Source organism: Massilia sp. IC2-476 (assembly GCF_020707295.1).
Taxonomy (GTDB): domain Bacteria; phylum Pseudomonadota; class Gammaproteobacteria; order Burkholderiales; family Burkholderiaceae_D; genus Telluria.
In genome coordinates this window covers 81,693-99,678 of sequence record NZ_JAJFER010000010.1, presented here as the reverse complement: position 1 = coordinate 99,678, position 17,986 = coordinate 81,693, and the positions used below count along the sequence as shown (strand labels likewise).

Sequence of the window (17,986 nt, the reverse complement as noted above, 5' to 3'; positions counted from 1 at the left end):
TTTGCTGTGGAAACTGGTGCCGACTGCAGGACTCGAACCCGCCACCTGATGATTACAAATCAACTGCTCTACCTGATGAGCTAAGTCGGCTTAACTTTGAAGCAACGATTATACGCTATTTGATGCGGGTCAAGGTCGGACGTCCGCCCTTCTTCGGCGGCTCGTCATCGTCCTTGGGCGCCGCAACTGGCTCGGCAGCCGGCACCTCGTGCTTGCCAGGCACTGCCGACAGCGACGGCACCGATGCCTCTTCCACAGCCGGCGGCGCCATCTCGGCCGCCGTCACATTGACCTCGAACGCCATCCCCTGGCCATTCTCGTTGGCATAAATCGCCAGCACGTTCTGCACCGGAATGTACAGTTCGCGCGACACGCCGTTGAAACGCGCCCGGAAGTGGATCGCGTCGTTGTCCATCTTCAGGCCCGAGGTGGCGCCGTAGCTGATGTTCAGGATGATCTCGCCCTTGCGCACGTATTCCATCGGCACCGTCGTGGCGGCGTCGACCTTGACGGCAAGGTAGGGCGTGTAGCCGCTGTCCGTGCACCATTCGTAGATGGCGCGCAGCAGGTAGGGCTTGGTGGAGATCTCTGACATGGATGTGATTAAAAAAGCAAATCTGTACGCGCCAGTTTAACGGATTCGCCGGGACGGCGTCCGAAAACCGGCGCATACCGAATCGTAAGACGCAGCATGCGGGCGCAGGAACGCGCCCGCAGACGGCATCAGCGGCGCATCACCTTCTCGGACGGGGTCAGCGCTTCGATGTAGGCCGGACGCGAGAAGATGCGCTCGGCGTACTTCATCAGCGGGGCCGCGGTCTTCGACAGTTCGATGCCGTAGTGGTCCAGGCGCCAGAGCAGCGGGGCGATCGCCACGTCCAGCATCGAGAACTCGTCGCCCAGCATGTACTTGTTCTTCAGGAACAGCGGAGCCAGGGTGGTCAGGCGGTCGCGGATTTCCGAGCGGGCCTTGTCGTGGCTCTTGTCGTTCGTCTTGTTGCGCTCGCTTTCCAGCACGTGCACGTGGACGAACAGTTCTTTTTCGAAGTTGAACAGCATCAGGCGGGCACGGGCGCGCATCAGCGGGTCGGCCGGCATCAGCTGCGGGTGCGGGAAGCGCTCGTCGATGTACTCGTTGATGATGTTCGACTCGTACAGGATCAGTTCGCGCTCGACCAGGATCGGGACCTGGCCATACGGGTTCATGGTCGAGATGTCTTCCGGCTTGTTGAACAGGTCGACGTCGCGCACCTCGAAGTCCATGCCCTTTTCAAACAGGACGAGGCGGCAGCGTTGGGAGAACGGGCACGTGGTGCCGGAGTAGAGAACCATCATGGTTTGTAGTTCCTCAAGAAACAATGGGGTGAAGCGCCTAGCGATTCACCCCGAAAAATGATTGCCCGTATTATAGCCAACCGGGCAATGAAAGCGAATTTACTTCACTTCTTTCCAATACGCTTTGTTCAGAAGCCAAGCCAGGAAGGCAAAAGCAGTCATGAAGAGCAACACAATTACGCCCAATTTCCTGCGGGTATCTTGCGCTGGCTCAGCCATCCACACCATGTAGGCAACCAGGTCAGCGGTTGCGGTGTCGAACTCCTGCTGGCTCATGGTGCCCGGCGTTACCTGTTCGAAGCCGACGAACTTGTGGATCGTCTTGCCCTGCTCGTGCGGATCAGGCACGTTGCTGAACTTGGCCTGGCGCACGCCCTGCTGCTGCCACAGCACGTGCGGCATCGCCACGTTCGGCACCACCATGTTGTTCCAGCCGGTCGGGCGGGTATCGTCCTTGTAGAAGGTGCGCAGGTAGGTGTACAGGTAGTCCGCACCGGTGCCCGACGGGGTCGCCTTGGCCCGCGCGATCACCGACAGGTCCGGCGGCACGGCGCCGAACCAGGCCTTGGCGTCGTCCGGGCGCATGGCCGTCGTCATCATGCCGCCAACCTTGTCTTGCGAAAACAACAGGTTGTTCTTGATCTGCTCTTCGGTCAGGCCGATGTCGCGCAGGCGGTTGTAGCGCATGCTCGAGGCCGAGTGGCAGTTCAGGCAGTGGTTGACGAACAGCTTGGCGCCGTTCTGCAGCGACGACAGGTCGGTGCGCTCCGGCGCGTTCTCGAGCGGGAAGCCGCCTTCCGCGGCGAATGCCAGTCCCGGCACCAGGGCCAGGACGGCGATCAGTTTCTTCGCAAATTTCATGTGGTTGTCCTTGTGCTCTGGTCCGCGATTAGTGTGGCGTGAAGGTCAGGCGCGTCGGGACCGGCTTGAACCGGCCCATCGTGCTCCACCACGGCATCAACAGGAAGAACGCAAAGTACAGCAGGGTCGCCACTTGCGAGATGATGGTGTAGGCCGGCGTCGGCAGCTGGGTGCCCAGGTAGCCCAGGGCCACGAAGCAGATCGCGAACAGGATGTACACGTACTTGTGCCAGTCCGGACGGTAGCGGATCGAACGTGCCGGCGAGTGGTCGAGCCACGGCAGGAAGGCGATGATCACCACCGACGAGCCGAACAGCACCACGCCCCAGAACTTCGCATCCAGCACCTGCGGCAGCATGCCGATGATCAGGACCAGGCCGATGACGGCCACCGCGATCTTGGCCTTGTGCGACAGGCGCGACTTGAGCCAGATGAACACGACGTAGGCGGCAACCGCAGCCATCAGCACGTACATGAAGTCGGCCGTGGTGGCGCGCAGCACCGAGTAGAACGGGGTGAAGTACCAGGTCGGCGCGATGTGCGGCGGGGTCTTCATCGAGTCGGCCGGCAGGAAGTTGTTGTACTCCAGGAAGTAGCCGCCCATCTCAGGCGCGAAGAACACGATCGCCGAGAAGATGGTCAGGAACACGGCCACGCCGAAGAAGTCCTTGGTCGAGTAGTAGGGGTGCGAGGGGATGCCGTCGACCGGGTGGCCATCCGGACCCAGGTTGTCCTTGATCTCGATGCCGTCCGGGTTGTTCGAGCCGACTTCGTGCAGCGCGATCAGGTGCGCCGCCACCAGGCCCAGGATCACCAGCGGCAGGGCGATGACGTGGAAGGCGAAGAAGCGGTTCAGGGTGGCGTCGGACACGACGTAGTCACCGCGGATCCACAGCGACAGGTCCGGGCCGATGACAGGGATCGCGCCGAACAGGTTGACGATCACCTGGGCGCCCCAGTAGGACATCTGGCCCCACGGCAGCAGGTAGCCGAAGAAGGCTTCGGCCATCAGGCACAGGAAGATCGCGAAGCCGAACAGCCAGATCAGCTCGCGCGGCTTGCGGTAGGAACCGTACATCAGGCCGCGCGCCATGTGCAGGTAGACCACGATGAAGAACATCGAGGCGCCGGTCGAGTGCATGTAGCGCACCAGCCAGCCCCACGGCACTTCGCGCATGATGTATTCGACCGAACCGAAGGCCAGGTTGGCATCCGGCTTGTAGTGCATGGTCAGGAAGATGCCGGTGACGATCTGCAGCACCAGCACCAGCATGGCGAGCGAGCCGAACAGGTACCAGACGTTGAAGTTCTTGGGAGCGTAGTACTTGCCCCACTGGTCGTTCCACAGCTTCGACAGCGGGAAGCGGTCGTCGACCCAGGCCAGGGCCTTGGTGCCTGCGCCGGCGTTCGCCGGAACCTGGGTTTCTTTGAATGGGCCGCCCATGTTATGCCTCGCCTTTCTCGTCTTTGCCGATCACCAGCTTGTTATCGGACAGGTACATGTAAGGGGGAACATCCATGTTGGTCGGCGCCGGCTTGTTCTTGAACACGCGCGCCGACAGGTCGAAGGTCGACCCGTGGCAAGGGCACAGGAAGCCGCCCGGCCAGTTGTCGGGCAGGTTCGGCTGCGGTCCCGACGCCAGGCGCGAGGACGGCGAGCAGCCGAGGTGGGAACAGATGCCGACCGCCACCAGCACGTCCTTGTGCTCCTGGCGGGCGCGGAAGGGGTTGCGGGCGTATTCCGGGGTGGGCAGCTGGTACTCTTTTTCGGAGTTCGGATCGGCCAGCTCGGCCGTGTCCTTCTCGAGGGTGGCCAGCATCTCGGGCGTGCGGCGCAGGATCCACACCGGCTTGCCGCGCCATTCGACCACTTTCATTTCGCCTGGCTTGACGTCGGAGATGTCGACCTCGACCGGGGCGCCGGCGGCTTTCGCGCGCTCCGACGGCTGGAAGGTACTGACAAGAACTCCCGCCGTGGATACCCCGACCACGCCGCCTGCAGCGCATGTCGCGACGAGCAGTCCGCGTCGGCCTGAATCGACCTGCTTTTCATTACTCATACCAACCCCACTCCGTGAAAATACGAATCTTAAGAATTAATAAAGAGCTTCCAGCAACACAAAATTATATGTGAAGGGCAATACCGATTGGAAAAAAATTATCAAGCGGACACATCCAGACGGAATATCTGTGCCTCTTTGGACCACAAACGCGCGTGTGCATCCGCAGCATTCGGGCTTGCGGTATCATGAATCAGCTTGACTCAATAACAATGAAAGGATAGCCATGTCCATGCTGGGAGAGTTCAAAACGTTCGCAATGCGCGGCAACGTCGTCGATCTTGCCGTCGGCGTGATCATCGGCGGCGCCTTCGGGCGCATCGTCGATTCGCTGGTCAAGGATGTCATCATGCCGCCCATCGGGATGTTGTTCGGCGGCCTCGATTTCGCCAATTACTACATTCCCCTGAACGGCCAGAGCACCGGATTGCCGCTGGCGGAGGCCCAGAAAGCCGGCGCCGTGCTCGCCTACGGGAATTTTTTGACCATCCTGCTGAACTTCATCCTGCTCGCGTTTGTCATCTTCCAGATGGTGCGCCTGGTGAACCGCCTGCGCGGCCCGGTCGAGGCGCCGACCCCGGTCGAGAAGGAAGAAATCCTGCTGCTGCGCGAGATCCGCGACTCCTTGAGAAAGTAATCCGTGAACGACAGCGTCCATGAACTCAGGCCGCCGGGCACCCGTCCGCGGCGCCAGCCCGGCGGCGTCAAGCGCCTGTGGCTGCTGTTCGCGCAGGCCGTCACGGTCCTGCTGGCGCTGTATTTCGTGATTTCCGCCATGCGCCCCGAGTGGCTGCAGCGCGCGCCGACCCAGGTCGCACTCGGCCCCAGCGCGGTGCCGGTGCTGCAGGCGCCCAGCCTGCCGACCAGCGGCAGCTACCGCGATGCCGCCGGGCGTGCGATGCCGGCGGTGGTCAACATCCTCACCAGCAAGGCCTCGCGCGAAACCCACCCGCTGCTCAAGGACCCGTTCTTCCGCCGCTTTTTTGGGGACCGCATGCCGCCCGACGAGCAACTGGCCAGCCTCGGTTCGGGCGTGATCGTCAGCGGCGACGGCTACATCCTGACCAACAACCACGTGGTCGAAGGCGCCGACATCATCGAAGTCGGCCTGGCCGACGGACGCAAGACGGCGGCGCGCATCGTCGGCACCGACCCGGAAACCGACCTGGCCGTGATCCGCATCGCGGCGCGCAACCTGCCGGTGATGGTGCTGGGCGACCCCGATCGGGCGCGCGTGGGCGACGTGGTGCTGGCCATCGGCAACCCCTTCGGCGTGGGCCAGACCGTCACCCTCGGCATCATTTCCGCGCTGGGGCGCAACAACCTGCACATCAACCACTTCGAGAACTTCATCCAGACCGATGCCGCGATCAACTTCGGCAACTCCGGCGGCGCACTGGTCGACACCAACGGGCATCTGTTGGGGATCAACTCGGCCATCTATTCGCAGACCGGCGGCTCGGTCGGCATCGGCTTCGCCATCCCGGTCAGCACCGCCAAGACCGTGCTCGACTCGATCGTCAAGCACGGCCAGGTGGTGCGCGGGTGGATCGGCATCGAATCGCAGGACATCACGCCCGAACTGGCCGAAAGCTTCGGCCTGGGCCGCTCCAGCGGCGCCATCATCGCCGGCGTGGTGCGCGGCGGCCCGGCCGACCGCGCCGGCATGCGCCCGGGCGACATCCTGGTCGCGGTTGGCGGCAAGGCGGTCGCCAACACCAGCGAGATGCTCAAGCTGATCGCCGCGCTCGAACCGGGCGCCAAGTCCCCGATGCGCATCCTGCGCAAGAACCGCGAGTCCACAGTCGACGTCACCGTCGGCAAGCGGCCGCGCCAGCCCCAGTAACCCCTTACCTCCGGACGATGCATGCACCTGCGTGACCTGACGCAATTTTTAAGCGAGCTCAGCGAGAACAACAACCGCCCCTGGTTCCTGTGGAACAAACCACGCTACGACATCCTGCGCGCCGAATTCCTGCAGGTCGTCACCGAACTCATCCAGGAGCTCGGCAGCTTCGACAAGCAGGTGGCGGGTTGCGATCCGAAGAAAGCCTTGTTCCGCATTCACCGCGACGTGCGCTTTGCGAAAGACAAGCGGCCCTACAAGACCCATTTCTCGGCCGGGATTGCGCCGCTGAATAAACGGCGTCCCAGTGCGGCGGGCGGGCCGACCTATTACTTCCACATCGAGGCCGACGGCAAGCTGCTGTTCGGCGCCGGCGAATACCTGCCGCCGGCACACCGCCTCAAGGCGATCCGCCAGCACGTGGTCAACGATGCGACAGGCTTCAGCAAAATGTTGAAGAATAAGCATCTCCGCGCGACCTACGGCGACCTGCAGTTCGAAGACGTGCTGCAACGGCCGCCCAAGGGCGTCGACCCGAACCACCCGCTGGTGGAATACCTCAAGCTGAAGAGCTATTTCGTGTGGGTCGAAGTGCCGCTGCTGCTGAATGCACCGCAACTGCTGGTGCCGCAGCTGGCCAGTGGCATGAAGGATGCGTTCGCGCTGGTCACCTGGCTGCGCAGCGTGCCCGAGGTGCACGAAGAAGACGAATCAACCGAATAAAGGAGGGCGACATGGCCTTGCAACACGCAGTTTCGGGCGAGCGCATCGCATTACAGCGCGGCGACGACGACATCGCCCATTTCACGTCGATTGCGCTCGTCAAGACCGAGCACATGGAATTGATCCGGCTGGTGGTCCCCAAGGAAAAGCCGATGCCCGAGCACCGGGTCGAGGGCGAGATGACGCTCGTGTGCCTGGAAGGGGAGATCGCGTTTGATGCGCACGGACGCACGACCGTGTTGCGGCCGAACGAGATGGTGTACCTGGCGGGTGGGGAGCCGCATGCGATCCGGGCCAACAAGGATGCGGTGGCGCTCATGACCATTTTGCTTGGACCGGTGCGCACGGGTGGGCCAACGAATGATCCGCGGGGGTCAGGGAACTAAAGCGAACTTGGATTCCCGCCTGCGCGGGAATGACGTTGGTTTTTGCTAGCGGGACACCGGCTTCGTTAAAGCCACTGGTTTAGAGACCGTCGTACCGGCGAAGGCCGGTACCCAATTTTGCCTGAACAGCCCTTAGGCCAGTTCATCCCTCGGATCCCGCGCCAGCAACCTCTGCGCCATCTCCGTCGCCGCCACCCCATCGAACAGCACCGCCGCCACCGCCTCGGTGATCGGCATTTCCACGCCCAGCCTGCGCGCCAGCGCGCGCACCGATTTCGCACACGGTACGCCTTCCGCCACGTGACCGAGTTCGGCCACGATGGTTTCCAGCTGCTTGCCCTGGGCCAGCGCCAGTCCCACGCGGCGGTTGCGCGACAGGTCGCCGGTGCAGGTCAGGATCAAATCGCCCATGCCGGTCAGGCCCATGAAAGTGCCGGCCTGCGCGCCCAGGTGCACACCGAGGCGGGTGATCTCGGCCAGGCCGCGCGTGATCAGGGCCGCGCGTGCATTCAGGCCCAGGCCGAGGCCATCGGCCGCGCCGGTGGCGATCGCCATCACGTTCTTGACCGCGCCGCCCACTTCCACGCCGACCATGTCGTCGCAGGCATAGACGCGCAGGTTGTTGCCGTGCGCCGCGGCCACCACGCGTTCGCGCAGGAGCGCCGAGGTCGAGGCCACGGTCAGCGCGCAGGGCAGGGCGCGCGCCACTTCCTGGGCAAACGACGGGCCGGACAGGGCCGCGCCGGGGACACTGTCGCCCAGCACCTCGGCCACCACCTGGTGCGGCAGCAGGCCGGTGCCGGCTTCGAAGCCCTTGCACAGCCAGACCACGTTGGGAATCGCGCGGCCCTTGAGTTGCCCGAGCAGCGGGCGCAGGCCGGCCACCGGGCAGGCCAGGATCAGCAGCGGCGCTTCGTCGGCGCCCGCATCGATCACCTGCGCCAGGGCCGCCTCGAAATCGGCGCTCACCTTCAGGGGTTGCGGCAGCGGATGGCCCGGCAGGTAATGCAGGTTCTCGCGCGCGTTCTGCGTGTCGGCCATCTGTTCGGGATTGCGGCCCCACAGCAGCACGTCGTGGCGATGGGCCAGGGCGATGGCCACGGCCGTGCCCCAGGCGCCGGCGCCCAGGACGGTGATCTTGGAGGGTGTTTTTTGTTCTTGCATGGCGTTGAGCTGGGAGCGGCCTGGCATCAGAGGCCCCAGACGTCGTTGGCGCGCACGTAGCCGTCGATGCCGTCGCGGTGGCGCACGCGGATCCAGGTGAGCGCGGTCGGGTCGACCAGTTCCAGTATCACGCCCTTGTCAGCGGTCATCAGGACCTGCGAACTCTCGTCGGGACCAGCGAAGACCTTGGCGCCGGGCGTGCGCACCACCAGGTTGCGGCGTGCGCTCAGGCCCTTGGCCGGGGTCCACGCCAGGTCGCCGTTGGCATCGCGCACCTTGACCCAGTCGGCGTAGCTGGACAGCACCTGCAGCGGCATGCCCTGGGGCGCGACGTACATGCGGGCGCCCTTGCTTGACGGCGTGTCGTACAGGATCGCGGGGGCGGCGCCGACGCTGCGGAAGTCGAAGGCGAACGCGGCCGGTGCTGCCAGTAGGAGCACACTTGCGAGGAGACGGATTGGAAGCATGGCGGGCCGAAGGACAGGGTAAACCGGGTCGCCGGGGGCACGAACGCCGCTTGCTTGCGGCGTCCGTGAATCGGTAAAGCTTATTGTGCCGGAGTGGTGGCAGCCTGGGCCATTGCCTGCTGGCGCTGCTGGTAGAAGGCTTCGAAGTTGATCTCGGCCAGGTGCACCGGCGGGAAGCCCGCACGGCTGATCACGTCAGCGATGTTGGCGCGCAGGTACGGGTAGACGATGTTCGGGCAGCCGATGCCCAGCAGCGGATCCATCTGCTCGGCCGGGATGTTGCGGGCTTCGAAGATGCCTGCCTGCTTGCCTTCGACCAGGAACGCAACCTTGTCCTTCAGCTTGGCGGTGACGGTGATGGTCACGGTCGACTCGTAGATGCCTTCGGCGATGCTTTCGGCGCCGACGTCCAGCGACACTTCGATGGTCGGGGCTTCCTGCTCGAGGAAGATGCCCGGCGAATTCGGTTGCTCCAGCGACATGTCTTTCAGGTAGACGCGTTGGATTTGGAATACTGGTTGCAGGTTTTCGTCAGACATGGAACGCTTTCTAAATTGTGGGTGGACGGGCGCGCCGTCCCGGAACTTTGGTCAAACGCGACGGCAATTGTATCAAAATCAACTGGCGCGCAATACCCCCGCCGGCGCGGACGCGAAGCCCGTCAAATGGGGCCTTATTGGCCGTTCAGCAGCGGGTCCAGGCGCCCGGCCTGGTCCAGCGCGTACAGGTCGTCGAAGCCGCCCACGTGGGTCTCGCCCACGTAGATCTGCGGCACGGTGCGGCGGCCGGTGCGCTGCATCATGATCTGGCGCTGTTCCGGATCGAGGTCGACGCGGATGCGTTCGATGTCGGTCACGCCCTTGGCTTCGAGCAGGCGCTCGGCGCGCACGCAATAGGGGCAGCTGGCGGTGTGGTAGAGAACGACGTGTGCGGACATGGGTACTTCCTCCTGAATATTTACTTGGTCACCGGCAGGCCGGCCGCGACCCAGGCAGCCTGGCCGCCGTCGAGCGCGTGAGCGTCCTCGAAGCCGGCGGCCTGGAGCTGGCGCACGGCCTTGTCGGCGCGGGCGCCGGTCTGGCAGACGACGATCACGCTGCGGTTCTTCGATTTTTCCAGCTCGCCGATTCGGTTGCCCAAGTCTGCCAGCGGGATGTTTTTCGCGTCGCGCAGGTGGCCGGCGTTGAATTCCTCGGCCGAACGCACGTCCAGCACGAGGGTCTTGCCGCGGTTGATCATCTGCGTGGCCTGCAGCGGAGTAGCGCGCTTGCCGCGCGGAGCCAGGGCCGGCCAGAGCAGGGCGCCGCCCGAAATCACGGCAATCGCCACCACGAAGATATTATCGAGAATGAAATTCACAAGGGTTCCGTTGGTTGTACTGAATCGGCGCATTATAAAATAAGATGCTGGACCGGATTTCAATCGCAGTTTTTCATCCTTTCTAAGAAGAGCTTATGTACAAAATCGTATTCATGCGCCATGGCGAATCCACCTGGAACCTGGAAAACCGCTTCACCGGCTGGACCGACGTCGACCTGACCGAGAAGGGCATCAACGAGGCGAAGACGGCCGGCCGCGTGCTCAAGGAAGCCGGTTTCACCTTCGACGTGGCCTATACCTCGGTGCTCAAGCGTGCGATCCGCACCCTGTGGCTGGCGCTGGACGAGATGGACATGATGTACCTGCCGGTCAAGAACGACTGGCGCCTGAACGAGCGCCACTACGGCGCCCTGCAGGGCCTGGACAAGGGCGAGACGGCAGCAAAATTCGGCGACGAGCAGGTGCTGGTCTGGCGCCGCAGCTACGACACCCCGCCGCCCGCGCTGGAAGCGAACGACCCGCGCACCTCGTTCAACGACCCGCGCTACGCCAGCCTGGCAAAGGAACAAATCCCGCTGACCGAATGCCTGAAGGACACCGTGGCGCGCGTGATGCCGGCCTGGGACGAGGAAATCGCCCCGGCCATCCGCGCCGGCAAGAAGATCCTGATCTCGGCCCACGGCAACAGCCTGCGCGCCATCATCAAGATGCTGGATAACATCAGCGACAGCGACATCGTCGGCCTGAACATCCCGAACGGCCAGCCGCTCGTATATGAACTGGACGCGGACCTGAAACCGATCAAGCACTACTACCTGGGCGACCAGGAAGCGATCGCCGCCGCCATGGCGGCCGTGGCCAACCAAGGGAAGGCGAAGTAAGTCTTGCGTTTGCCATTCACGAAGTCGGCCGGCAGCTTGCTCCTGTGCACGCTGCTGGCCGCCGCGCTGTCCAATCCCGCCTTTGCCCAACGCCAGACCGACCGCAGCCGCCAGAAGGCGACCGTGGAGAAGCAGCGTGCCGGCATCCAGCAAAAGCTGGAGGCGATCAAGCGCGACATCGCCCGCACCGAGGATGCCCGGGACGACGCCGCCGACGAGCTGGCCGAGTCCGAGGCTGCCATTTCCGACGCCAACCGCGCGCTGCGCGACCTGGCCGAGGAACAGGACCAGACCAGCACCCGCCTGCACGCGCTGTCGACGGAAGGTGAAAGGCTGCAGGGGACAATTGTTTCTCAAAAGAAACAATTGTCGCAACTGCTGCGCGAACACTACGTGGCCGGCAACGAAGACCGCATCAAGCTCCTGCTGTCCGGCGACAATCCGAACCGCATCAACCGCGACCTGCAGATGATGGCCTATGTCTCGCAGGCCCAGGCCAAGCTCCTGAGCTCGCTGCGCGCCAACCTGGCTGAGGTCGAGGCCAACCGCGACAAGGTCGAGAACGCCCAGCAGGAACTGCAGGAAATCGCCGCCGAGCAGCAGGAGCAGAAGAGCCTGCTGGAAAAGGAAAAGTCCAAGCGCAGCGCGCTGCTGCAGAACCTGTCGACCCGGCTGGCCGACCAGCGCAAGCAGGCCGACCGCCTGCAGCGCGACGAACAGCGCATGTCGGGCCTGGTGGACCGCCTGACGCGCCTGATCCGCGAGCAGGCCGAAGCCGAGCAGCGCCGCCAGGCCGCGCTGGCCGCCGCCAAGGCCAAGGCCGAGGCGGAAGAAAAGGCGCGCGCCCTGGCCCGCGCCAAGCTGGCGGCCGAGAAGGCCGAACGCGAGCGCATCGCGCGCCAGAACGCCAAGCCGGGCAGCAAACCGGTACCGGAGCCGGAACCGCCGAAGGTGGCCGAGCAGCCGAAACCGGTCGAAAGCAAGCCGAGCGCACCGCCGCCACCGGAAGTGGCGCTGGCGCCGCCGGCGCCGGCCGGCGCCTTTGCCAGTCTCAAGGGCCGCATGAATGCCCCGGTGAACGGCACCATCGCGGCCCGCTTCGGCAGCCGCCGCGGCCAGGGACCGACCTGGAAGGGCACCTTCATCAAGGCCCCCGAAGGGACCGAGGTGCGCGCGGTCGGACCGGGCCGCGTGGTGCACGCCGACTGGCTGCGCGGCTGGGGCAACCTGATCATCATCGACCACGGCGGCGAGTACCTGACGACCTACGGAAACAACTCGGCCCTGCTCAAGCGCGCGGGCGACATGGTCAAGGCGGGCGAGGTGATCGCGAGCGCGGGCAATACCGGCGGCAACGAGGAATCGGGGCTATACTTTGAGCTCAGGCATCGCGGCCAGCCCTTGGATCCGGCAGGCTGGATCAAATTCTAGGGGCGTAATACATGGGTAAGGCAAAGAATATCGGACTGATCGGACTGGGCATGGTGGCCGGCGTGGCCGCTTCCTTCCAGTTCTCGGCGCACGCGCAGAAGGAAACCGGCGCGCCGCTGCCGCTGGACGAACTGCGCCAGCTGGCCGACGTCTATGGCCTGATCAAGACCGACTACGTCGAACCGGTCTCGGACAAGAAGCTGCTGTCCGAAGCGATTGGCGGCATGGTGGCCTCGCTCGACCCGCACTCCGTCTACCTGGACCAGAAGGCCTACAAGGAGATGAAGGAAGCGGTGCAGGGCAAGTTCGTCGGCGTCGGCATCGAAGTGGCCAGCGAAGACGGCTACGTCAAGATCGTCGCTCCGATCGAGGATTCGCCCGCACACAAGGCCGGCATCAAGTCCGGCGACCTGATCACCCGCATCGACAACGTCCCTGTACGCAACATGTCGCTCGACGAAGCGATCAAGCGCATGCGCGGCAAGGCCGGCAGCAAGGTCACGCTCACCATCGCCCGCCGCGGCGAGGACCGTCCGTGGGTGCTGCCGGTGCAGCGCCAGGAAATCACGGTCGCCAGCGTCAAGGCCAAGATGATCGAGCCGGGCTATGCCTGGCTGCGCGTCAGCCAGTTCCAGGAAAACACGCTCGAAGAACTGGCCAAGAAGGCCAAGGCCCTGTATGCCGAAGACCCGCAGATCAAGGGCCTGGTGCTTGACCTGCGCAACGACCCGGGCGGCCTGCTGCCGGGCGCGGTCGGCGTCTCGGCTGCCTTCCTGCCGCAGCAGGATCAGCTGATCGTCTCGACCAAGGGCCAGCTGCCCGATTCGAACCACCAGTTCTATGGCCGCCGCGAGTTCTATGCCCAGCGCGGCGCCGATCCGCTGGCCGGCCTGCCGGCAGGCCTGAAAACCGTGCCGATGGTGGTGCTGGTCAACGGCGGCTCGGCCTCGGCCTCCGAGATCGTGGCCGGCGCCCTGCAGGACTACAAGCGCGCCATCATCATGGGCAGCCAGACCTTCGGCAAGGGCTCGGTGCAGACCCTGCGCCAGCTCTCGCCCGACACCGCGGTGAAACTCACCACGGCGCGCTACTACACCCCGAAGGGTCGCCCGATCCAGGCCACCGGCATCGTGCCCGACATGCGCGTGGACGAAACGGCGGAAGGCGACGCCCTGGCCGTGCTGCGCGTGCGCGAAGCCGACCTGCAGCGCCACCTGGCGGGCGAGGGCGAAAAGACCCCGGCCGCCAAGGACCAGAAAGAAGCGCTCGAGGCCCAGCAGCGCGCGCTCGCCCAGCTGAAGGACCGCAAGCCGCTGGATTACGGCAGCAAGGACGACTTCCAGCTGGCGCAGGCGATCAATCACTTCAAGGGGCAGAAGGTCGAGCTGGCCAAGTCGGAGCCGGAAGCCTTGAAGCCGGCGGCGCCGAAGGCCTTGCCGGGGGCGGAGCAGAAGCCGGCGGAGATCAAGGGGCCTAAAAAGTAGGGTGGGCGGGTTCTCCCGCCCACGCGGTGATCGCGACAGGTTCCGATCTCGCGGCGGATGATTTCGCTGCTAACTATCCGCGTGGGCGGCATAGCCGCCCACCCTACGTCGCACACCCGGCACGATGAACGACACCCAACTCCTGCGCTACTCCCGCCACATCCTCCTCGACGACATCGGCATCGACGGCCAGCAGCGCCTGCTCGACGCCCACGCCCTGGTCATCGGCGCCGGCGGCCTCGGTTCGCCGGCGGCCCTGTACCTGGCGTCCGGCGGCATCGGCCACATCACCCTGGTCGACGACGACGAGGTCGACCTCACCAACCTGCAGCGCCAGGTCATGCACACCACGGGGCGCATCGGCCAGCCCAAGGTCGACTCCGGCCGCCAGGCTCTGCTCGCCATTAACCCCGAGATCACCGTCACGGCCCTCAAGGAACGCGCCGCCGGCGAACGCCTGCGCGAACTGGTCCGCGCCGCGACGGTCGTGCTCGATTGCAGCGACAACTTCGCCACCCGCCACGCCGTCAACCGCGCCTGCGTGCAGGAAGCCAAGCCGCTGGTCTCCGGCGCCGTGATCCGCTTCGACGGCCAGCTGTCCGTGTTCGACACGCGCAACCCGGACGCTCCCTGCTATGCCTGCCTGTTCCCTGAAGACAGCAATTTCGAAGATGTTGCCTGCAGCACCATGGGTGTGTTCGCACCCCTGGTCGGGGTGGTGGGCGCCATGCAGGCCGCGGAGGCCATGAAGCTGGTGGCCGGCATCGGCGAGCCGCTGGCCGGGCACCTGCTGCTGCTCGACGGCCGCGCCATGGAGTGGAGCGGCGTCAAAGTTGCGCGCAATCCCTCCTGTCCGGTGTGTGCGAATCGGGCCAACCCGGCGCACAATGAGTACAAAAACAAGACCTCTTTAAGACAGAATTAAACCGGGCGGCTGGGTAGAATTTCTCCGGTGCACGTGGTAGCCCGTGCAGACAGGGTGGCTTATACTGTCAGCCTCCCACCGACCTACTTTACGAAGAGCATCCATGCACATTGATTCGCAACGCAAGCAGCGCCGCGCCGGCGGTTTCACCCTGGTCGAGATCATGGTCGTCGTGGTCATCATCGGCATCCTGGGCGCCCTGGTGGTGCCGAAACTGCTGGGTCGTACCGGTGAAGCGCGCGTGACCGCCGCCAAGACCGACATCGCCACCATGATGCAGGCGCTCAAGCTCTACAAGCTCGACAACCAGCGCTACCCGAGCACCGAGCAGGGCCTGCAGGCCCTGATCACCAAGCCTACCGCGGGCCCGGCCGCCAACGGCTGGAAGGCCGGCGGCTACATGGAAAAGCTGCCGAAAGACCCATGGGGCAATGCCTACCAGTATCTGTCGCCGGGCATCCATGGCGAAGTGGACATCATGTCGCTGGGCGCCGATGGCCAGCCTGGCGGCACCGGCGAGGATGCCGACGTCGGTTCCTGGGAATAATTCCTGATGCGGGCCCTGGGCGCCCCTGCACGCAGCGCCGGCTTCACCCTGGTGGAGCTGCTGGTCGTGATGGTCATCATCGGCATCACGCTGGGCCTCGCTTCGCTCAACGCCATTCCCTCGCCGCGCCAGGACCTGCAACAGGAAGCCCAGCGCCTGGCCCTGCTGTTGCAGCTGGCGCGCGACGAAGCCATCGTGCGCAACCGCCAGGTGGCCTTCGAGGCCAATGGCGAGCGCTACCGCTTCGTGGTGCGCAACGACACCGGCTGGGAGCCCGTCACGCGCGACGACCTGCTGCGCGAACGCACTTTCCGCGGCGCGCCGCTGCAGCTGGTGCTGCAGCCGACCGCCAGCAGCGATCCCAGCACTGTGCGCATCACCTTCGGGCGCGAACCGGTCGACAAGCCCTTCTTGCTGACCCTGGCCACTGGCGGCAACGCGGTCGCGATCCGCGCCGACGGCGTCGGTCACTTCACGGTCGAATAGGAAGCCCATCATGCGCCCACGCCCCCAACGCGGATTCACCCTGCTCGAAGTGTTGGTCGCCCTCGTCATCGTCGGCACCGCGCTCGGCGCCGGCCTGCGCGCGGTCGGCAGCCTGACCGCCAACAGCGACGGCCTGCGCGCCTCCATGATGGCCACCTGGTCGGCCGAGAACCGCCTGGTGCAAATCCGCCTGGGCAAGGAATTCCCCGAAGTGGGCAAGCGCAGCTTCCCCTGCGCGCAGGGCGAGCTGAACCTGGTCTGCGAGGAGGAAGTGCTGACCAGCCCGAACCCGCAATTGCGCCGGATCGAAGTCTCGGTGTTTGACGCCGAACGTCCGGAGCGCCGCATCGTCAAACTGGTTCAGCTCGTGTTGAGGCCATCTCGCACATGAAGCACATGACCCCGTCCATTCACACCCGCCGCCGCGGCTTTACGCTGGTCGAGCTGCTGGTGGCGATCAGCATCCTCGCCATCCTGGCCGTGCTCGGCTGGCGCGGCCTGGACGGCATCGTGCGCGCCCGCATCGCCCTGACCGAGCAGATGGAAGTCACGCGCGGCATGCAGCTGGCCTTCGCCCAGATGCAGAGCGACTGCGAACACCTTGCGGGGCGCGAGATCATCGGCCGCCGGCCCAATCTGCAATGGGCTGACGACCGGTTGGTGCTGGTGCGCAAGACCTATAACGAAAACGAACCCTCGCAACTGGTGGTGGTGTCCTACCGTGTTGCCGGCGGCACCCTGGTGCGGCGCGAATCGCGCGGCACGCGCGACCTGACCCAGCTCGAAGGCTTGTGGCAGGCGGCCGCGAGCGATGCGCCGTCCGACGTCGCGCCGCCGGTGGCCTTGCAGACCGGCGTGGCCGCCATGCAGATCCAGGCCTGGCAGAACAATGCCTGGCGCAAGGAAGCCCAGGCCGTCACCGACGGCACCGCGGCGCCCGACCCCGAAGGCATTCAGGTCGGCCTGACCGCCACCGGCCTGGCCCAGCCGATGGTCAAGTCCTTCCTGCTGGGAGGCACCTGATGCGCCGCTACAACCTGACTCGCCAGCGCGGCGTCGCGGTCGTCACCGCGCTGCTGCTCACCACGCTGGCCATCTCGATCGTCGCCAGCCTGTTCTGGCAGCAGCAGGTGCAGGTGCGCTCGATGGAAAACCAGCGCCTGCACCTGCAGACCAAATGGATCCTGCGCGGCGCCCTCGACTGGGCCAGCCTGGTGCTGCGCCAGGACGCCTACACCTCGCAGTACACCTCGCTCGACCAGGTCTGGGCCACGCCCCTGGCCGAAACCCGCCTCGACCAGTACATCGAGCGTGAACGGGTCCAAGGTGAAAATTTTGACGCGACATTGTCCGGTAACATTATTGACGCCACGTCGCGTTACAATCTGGCCAACCTCGCGCGCGACCGCGTCAAGGACGAGGCGCAGGTGCGCATCTTCGAACGGCTGCTGGACAACCTGCGCCTGGACGCACGCCTGGGCAACCGGGTCGCCAACTTCGTCGCCCAGGGGCAGCAGGTGGCGGCGCCGGCGGATCCGCAGGGGATACCTGGCGGAACCAGCGGAGGAACGACGGGTGGGACGACAGGCGGAACGATAGGCGGAACCCTGCCGCCGGTGCCGCCCGTGAACGGCGTGCCGATCCCGCTGCTGCAGGTGGACGACCTGCTGGCGGTGCAGGGGGTGACGCCGCAGATCCTGGCGCAGCTGCGGCCCTTCCTGATCGTGCTGCCGTCGGGTGCAGAGGCGACGAGGCTGAACGTGAATACCGTGCCCGCCGAGCTGTTGGCGGCGATCGTGCCGGGGATGTCGCTGTCCCAGGCCAACAGCCTGGTGGCGCGGCGCAAGACGGCGGCATGGCGTACGCCGGCGGATTTTGCAAGCCAGGCCAACACTGGCCAGGACTTGCCCGAAACGACATGGGACATCAAAAGCAGTTGGTTTATCGTACAGAGCCGTATCCGGCTCGACCGCGCGGCGTTGAACGCGGAGTCGCTGATCCAGCGTACTCCCATACCCACCGTCGGCGGCGGCACCCGAGTGATCTGGACCCGCCAGAACTAGAAGAAAG

Annotated in this window: 23 protein-coding genes and 1 tRNA gene; 13 read left to right on the top strand and 11 right to left on the bottom strand. The window is 65.0% G+C overall.

The features are described from left to right. Positions 1 to 14: 14 nt before the first annotated feature. From LK539_RS22360 to petA, 6 genes are all read right to left on the bottom strand, one after another. A tRNA-Thr gene (locus LK539_RS22360) sits at positions 15 to 90 on the bottom strand. Positions 91 to 115: 25 nt separating this feature from the next. Beyond that, a complete protein-coding gene (locus LK539_RS22355; protein ID WP_227803271.1) occupies positions 116 to 595 on the bottom strand; it encodes a ClpXP protease specificity-enhancing factor in 480 nt (159 codons plus the stop codon). A 128-nt stretch (positions 596 to 723) separates the two neighbouring features. Next, positions 724 to 1,335 carry a glutathione S-transferase N-terminal domain-containing protein gene (locus tag LK539_RS22350; protein ID WP_036252914.1) on the bottom strand — a complete coding sequence of 204 codons (612 nt, stop codon included), beginning with the start codon at positions 1,333 to 1,335 and terminating at the stop codon, positions 724 to 726. Positions 1,336 to 1,434: 99 nt separating this feature from the next. Beyond that, on the bottom strand, positions 1,435 to 2,196 hold the full coding sequence (locus LK539_RS22345) for a cytochrome c1 (protein WP_227803270.1): 762 nt from the start codon (positions 2,194 to 2,196) through the stop codon (positions 1,435 to 1,437). A gap of 28 nt (positions 2,197 to 2,224) precedes the next feature. Beyond that, entirely contained in the window at positions 2,225 to 3,640 is a 1,416-nt protein-coding gene (locus LK539_RS22340) for a cytochrome b N-terminal domain-containing protein (RefSeq protein WP_227803269.1), read from the bottom strand. Between the two features lies 1 nt (position 3,641). Continuing rightward, positions 3,642 to 4,256 carry a ubiquinol-cytochrome c reductase iron-sulfur subunit gene (gene petA, locus LK539_RS22335; protein ID WP_227803268.1) on the bottom strand — a complete coding sequence of 205 codons (615 nt, stop codon included), beginning with the start codon at positions 4,254 to 4,256 and terminating at the stop codon, positions 3,642 to 3,644. Between the two features lie 226 nt (positions 4,257 to 4,482). Here petA and mscL point away from each other — a divergent pair, with 226 nt between their 5' ends. The 4 genes from mscL to LK539_RS22315 are packed head-to-tail and all read left to right on the top strand — an operon-like array spanning position 4,483 to position 7,211. After that, positions 4,483 to 4,893, top strand: coding sequence for a large conductance mechanosensitive channel protein MscL (gene mscL / locus LK539_RS22330; protein ID WP_307729133.1), 411 nt, complete (start codon positions 4,483 to 4,485; stop codon positions 4,891 to 4,893). A gap of 3 nt (positions 4,894 to 4,896) precedes the next feature. Beyond that, complete coding sequence (locus tag LK539_RS22325) at positions 4,897 to 6,102, top strand: Do family serine endopeptidase (RefSeq protein ID WP_227803267.1); 1,206 nt, start codon at positions 4,897 to 4,899, stop codon at positions 6,100 to 6,102. Positions 6,103 to 6,123: 21 nt separating this feature from the next. Further along, positions 6,124 to 6,825 (top strand): DUF2461 domain-containing protein, encoded by a 702-nt coding sequence (locus LK539_RS22320; RefSeq protein ID WP_227803266.1) that lies wholly within the window; start codon positions 6,124 to 6,126, stop codon positions 6,823 to 6,825. Positions 6,826 to 6,836: 11 nt separating this feature from the next. Then, entirely contained in the window at positions 6,837 to 7,211 is a 375-nt protein-coding gene (locus LK539_RS22315; protein ID WP_227803265.1) for a cupin domain-containing protein, read from the top strand. A gap of 132 nt (positions 7,212 to 7,343) precedes the next feature. Here LK539_RS22315 and LK539_RS22310 read toward each other — a convergent pair whose 3' ends face one another. From LK539_RS22310 to LK539_RS22290, 5 genes are all read right to left on the bottom strand, one after another. Continuing rightward, entirely contained in the window at positions 7,344 to 8,375 is a 1,032-nt protein-coding gene (locus LK539_RS22310; RefSeq protein ID WP_227803264.1) for an NAD(P)H-dependent glycerol-3-phosphate dehydrogenase, read from the bottom strand. 26 nt (positions 8,376 to 8,401) lie between these two features. Further along, on the bottom strand, positions 8,402 to 8,815 hold the full coding sequence (locus tag LK539_RS22305; RefSeq protein WP_373889588.1) for an SH3 domain-containing protein: 414 nt from the start codon (positions 8,813 to 8,815) through the stop codon (positions 8,402 to 8,404). Positions 8,816 to 8,922: 107 nt separating this feature from the next. After that, a complete protein-coding gene (gene secB, locus LK539_RS22300; RefSeq protein WP_227803262.1) occupies positions 8,923 to 9,381 on the bottom strand; it encodes a protein-export chaperone SecB in 459 nt (152 codons plus the stop codon). 134 nt (positions 9,382 to 9,515) lie between these two features. Continuing rightward, positions 9,516 to 9,779, bottom strand: a complete 264-nt coding sequence (gene grxC, locus LK539_RS22295; protein ID WP_227803261.1) for a glutaredoxin 3 — start codon at positions 9,777 to 9,779, stop codon at positions 9,516 to 9,518. A gap of 20 nt (positions 9,780 to 9,799) precedes the next feature. After that, positions 9,800 to 10,201 carry a rhodanese-like domain-containing protein gene (locus tag LK539_RS22290; protein ID WP_227803260.1) on the bottom strand — a complete coding sequence of 134 codons (402 nt, stop codon included), beginning with the start codon at positions 10,199 to 10,201 and terminating at the stop codon, positions 9,800 to 9,802. Positions 10,202 to 10,296: 95 nt separating this feature from the next. On the opposite strand from LK539_RS22290, the gene gpmA reads away from it, so the two are divergent. The 9 genes from gpmA (at position 10,297) to gspK (ending at position 17,979) form a co-directional block, all read left to right on the top strand. Next, entirely contained in the window at positions 10,297 to 11,043 is a 747-nt protein-coding gene (gene gpmA / locus LK539_RS22285) for a 2,3-diphosphoglycerate-dependent phosphoglycerate mutase (RefSeq protein WP_227803258.1), read from the top strand. Positions 11,044 to 11,052: 9 nt separating this feature from the next. Continuing rightward, positions 11,053 to 12,474 carry a murein hydrolase activator EnvC gene (locus LK539_RS22280; protein ID WP_227803306.1) on the top strand — a complete coding sequence of 474 codons (1,422 nt, stop codon included), beginning with the start codon at positions 11,053 to 11,055 and terminating at the stop codon, positions 12,472 to 12,474. 11 nt (positions 12,475 to 12,485) lie between these two features. Next, positions 12,486 to 13,958, top strand: coding sequence for a S41 family peptidase (locus tag LK539_RS22275; protein ID WP_227803257.1), 1,473 nt, complete (start codon positions 12,486 to 12,488; stop codon positions 13,956 to 13,958). Positions 13,959 to 14,082: 124 nt separating this feature from the next. Then, entirely contained in the window at positions 14,083 to 14,883 is an 801-nt protein-coding gene (locus tag LK539_RS22270; protein WP_227803256.1) for a molybdopterin-synthase adenylyltransferase MoeB, read from the top strand. Between the two features lie 103 nt (positions 14,884 to 14,986). Beyond that, positions 14,987 to 15,430, top strand: a complete 444-nt coding sequence (gspG, locus tag LK539_RS22265; protein WP_227803255.1) for a type II secretion system major pseudopilin GspG — start codon at positions 14,987 to 14,989, stop codon at positions 15,428 to 15,430. A gap of 6 nt (positions 15,431 to 15,436) precedes the next feature. Then, entirely contained in the window at positions 15,437 to 15,916 is a 480-nt protein-coding gene (gene gspH / locus LK539_RS22260; protein WP_227803254.1) for a type II secretion system minor pseudopilin GspH, read from the top strand. A 10-nt stretch (positions 15,917 to 15,926) separates the two neighbouring features. After that, a complete protein-coding gene (gene gspI / locus LK539_RS22255; RefSeq protein ID WP_227803253.1) occupies positions 15,927 to 16,307 on the top strand; it encodes a type II secretion system minor pseudopilin GspI in 381 nt (126 codons plus the stop codon). Positions 16,308 to 16,312: 5 nt separating this feature from the next. Then, positions 16,313 to 16,939, top strand: a complete 627-nt coding sequence (locus tag LK539_RS22250) for a type II secretion system protein J (RefSeq protein WP_227803252.1) — start codon at positions 16,313 to 16,315, stop codon at positions 16,937 to 16,939. Further along, a complete protein-coding gene (gene gspK, locus LK539_RS22245; protein ID WP_227803251.1) occupies positions 16,939 to 17,979 on the top strand; it encodes a type II secretion system minor pseudopilin GspK in 1,041 nt (346 codons plus the stop codon). The genes LK539_RS22250 and gspK overlap by 1 nt, the downstream gene beginning before the upstream one ends. Positions 17,980 to 17,986 lie beyond the last annotated feature (7 nt).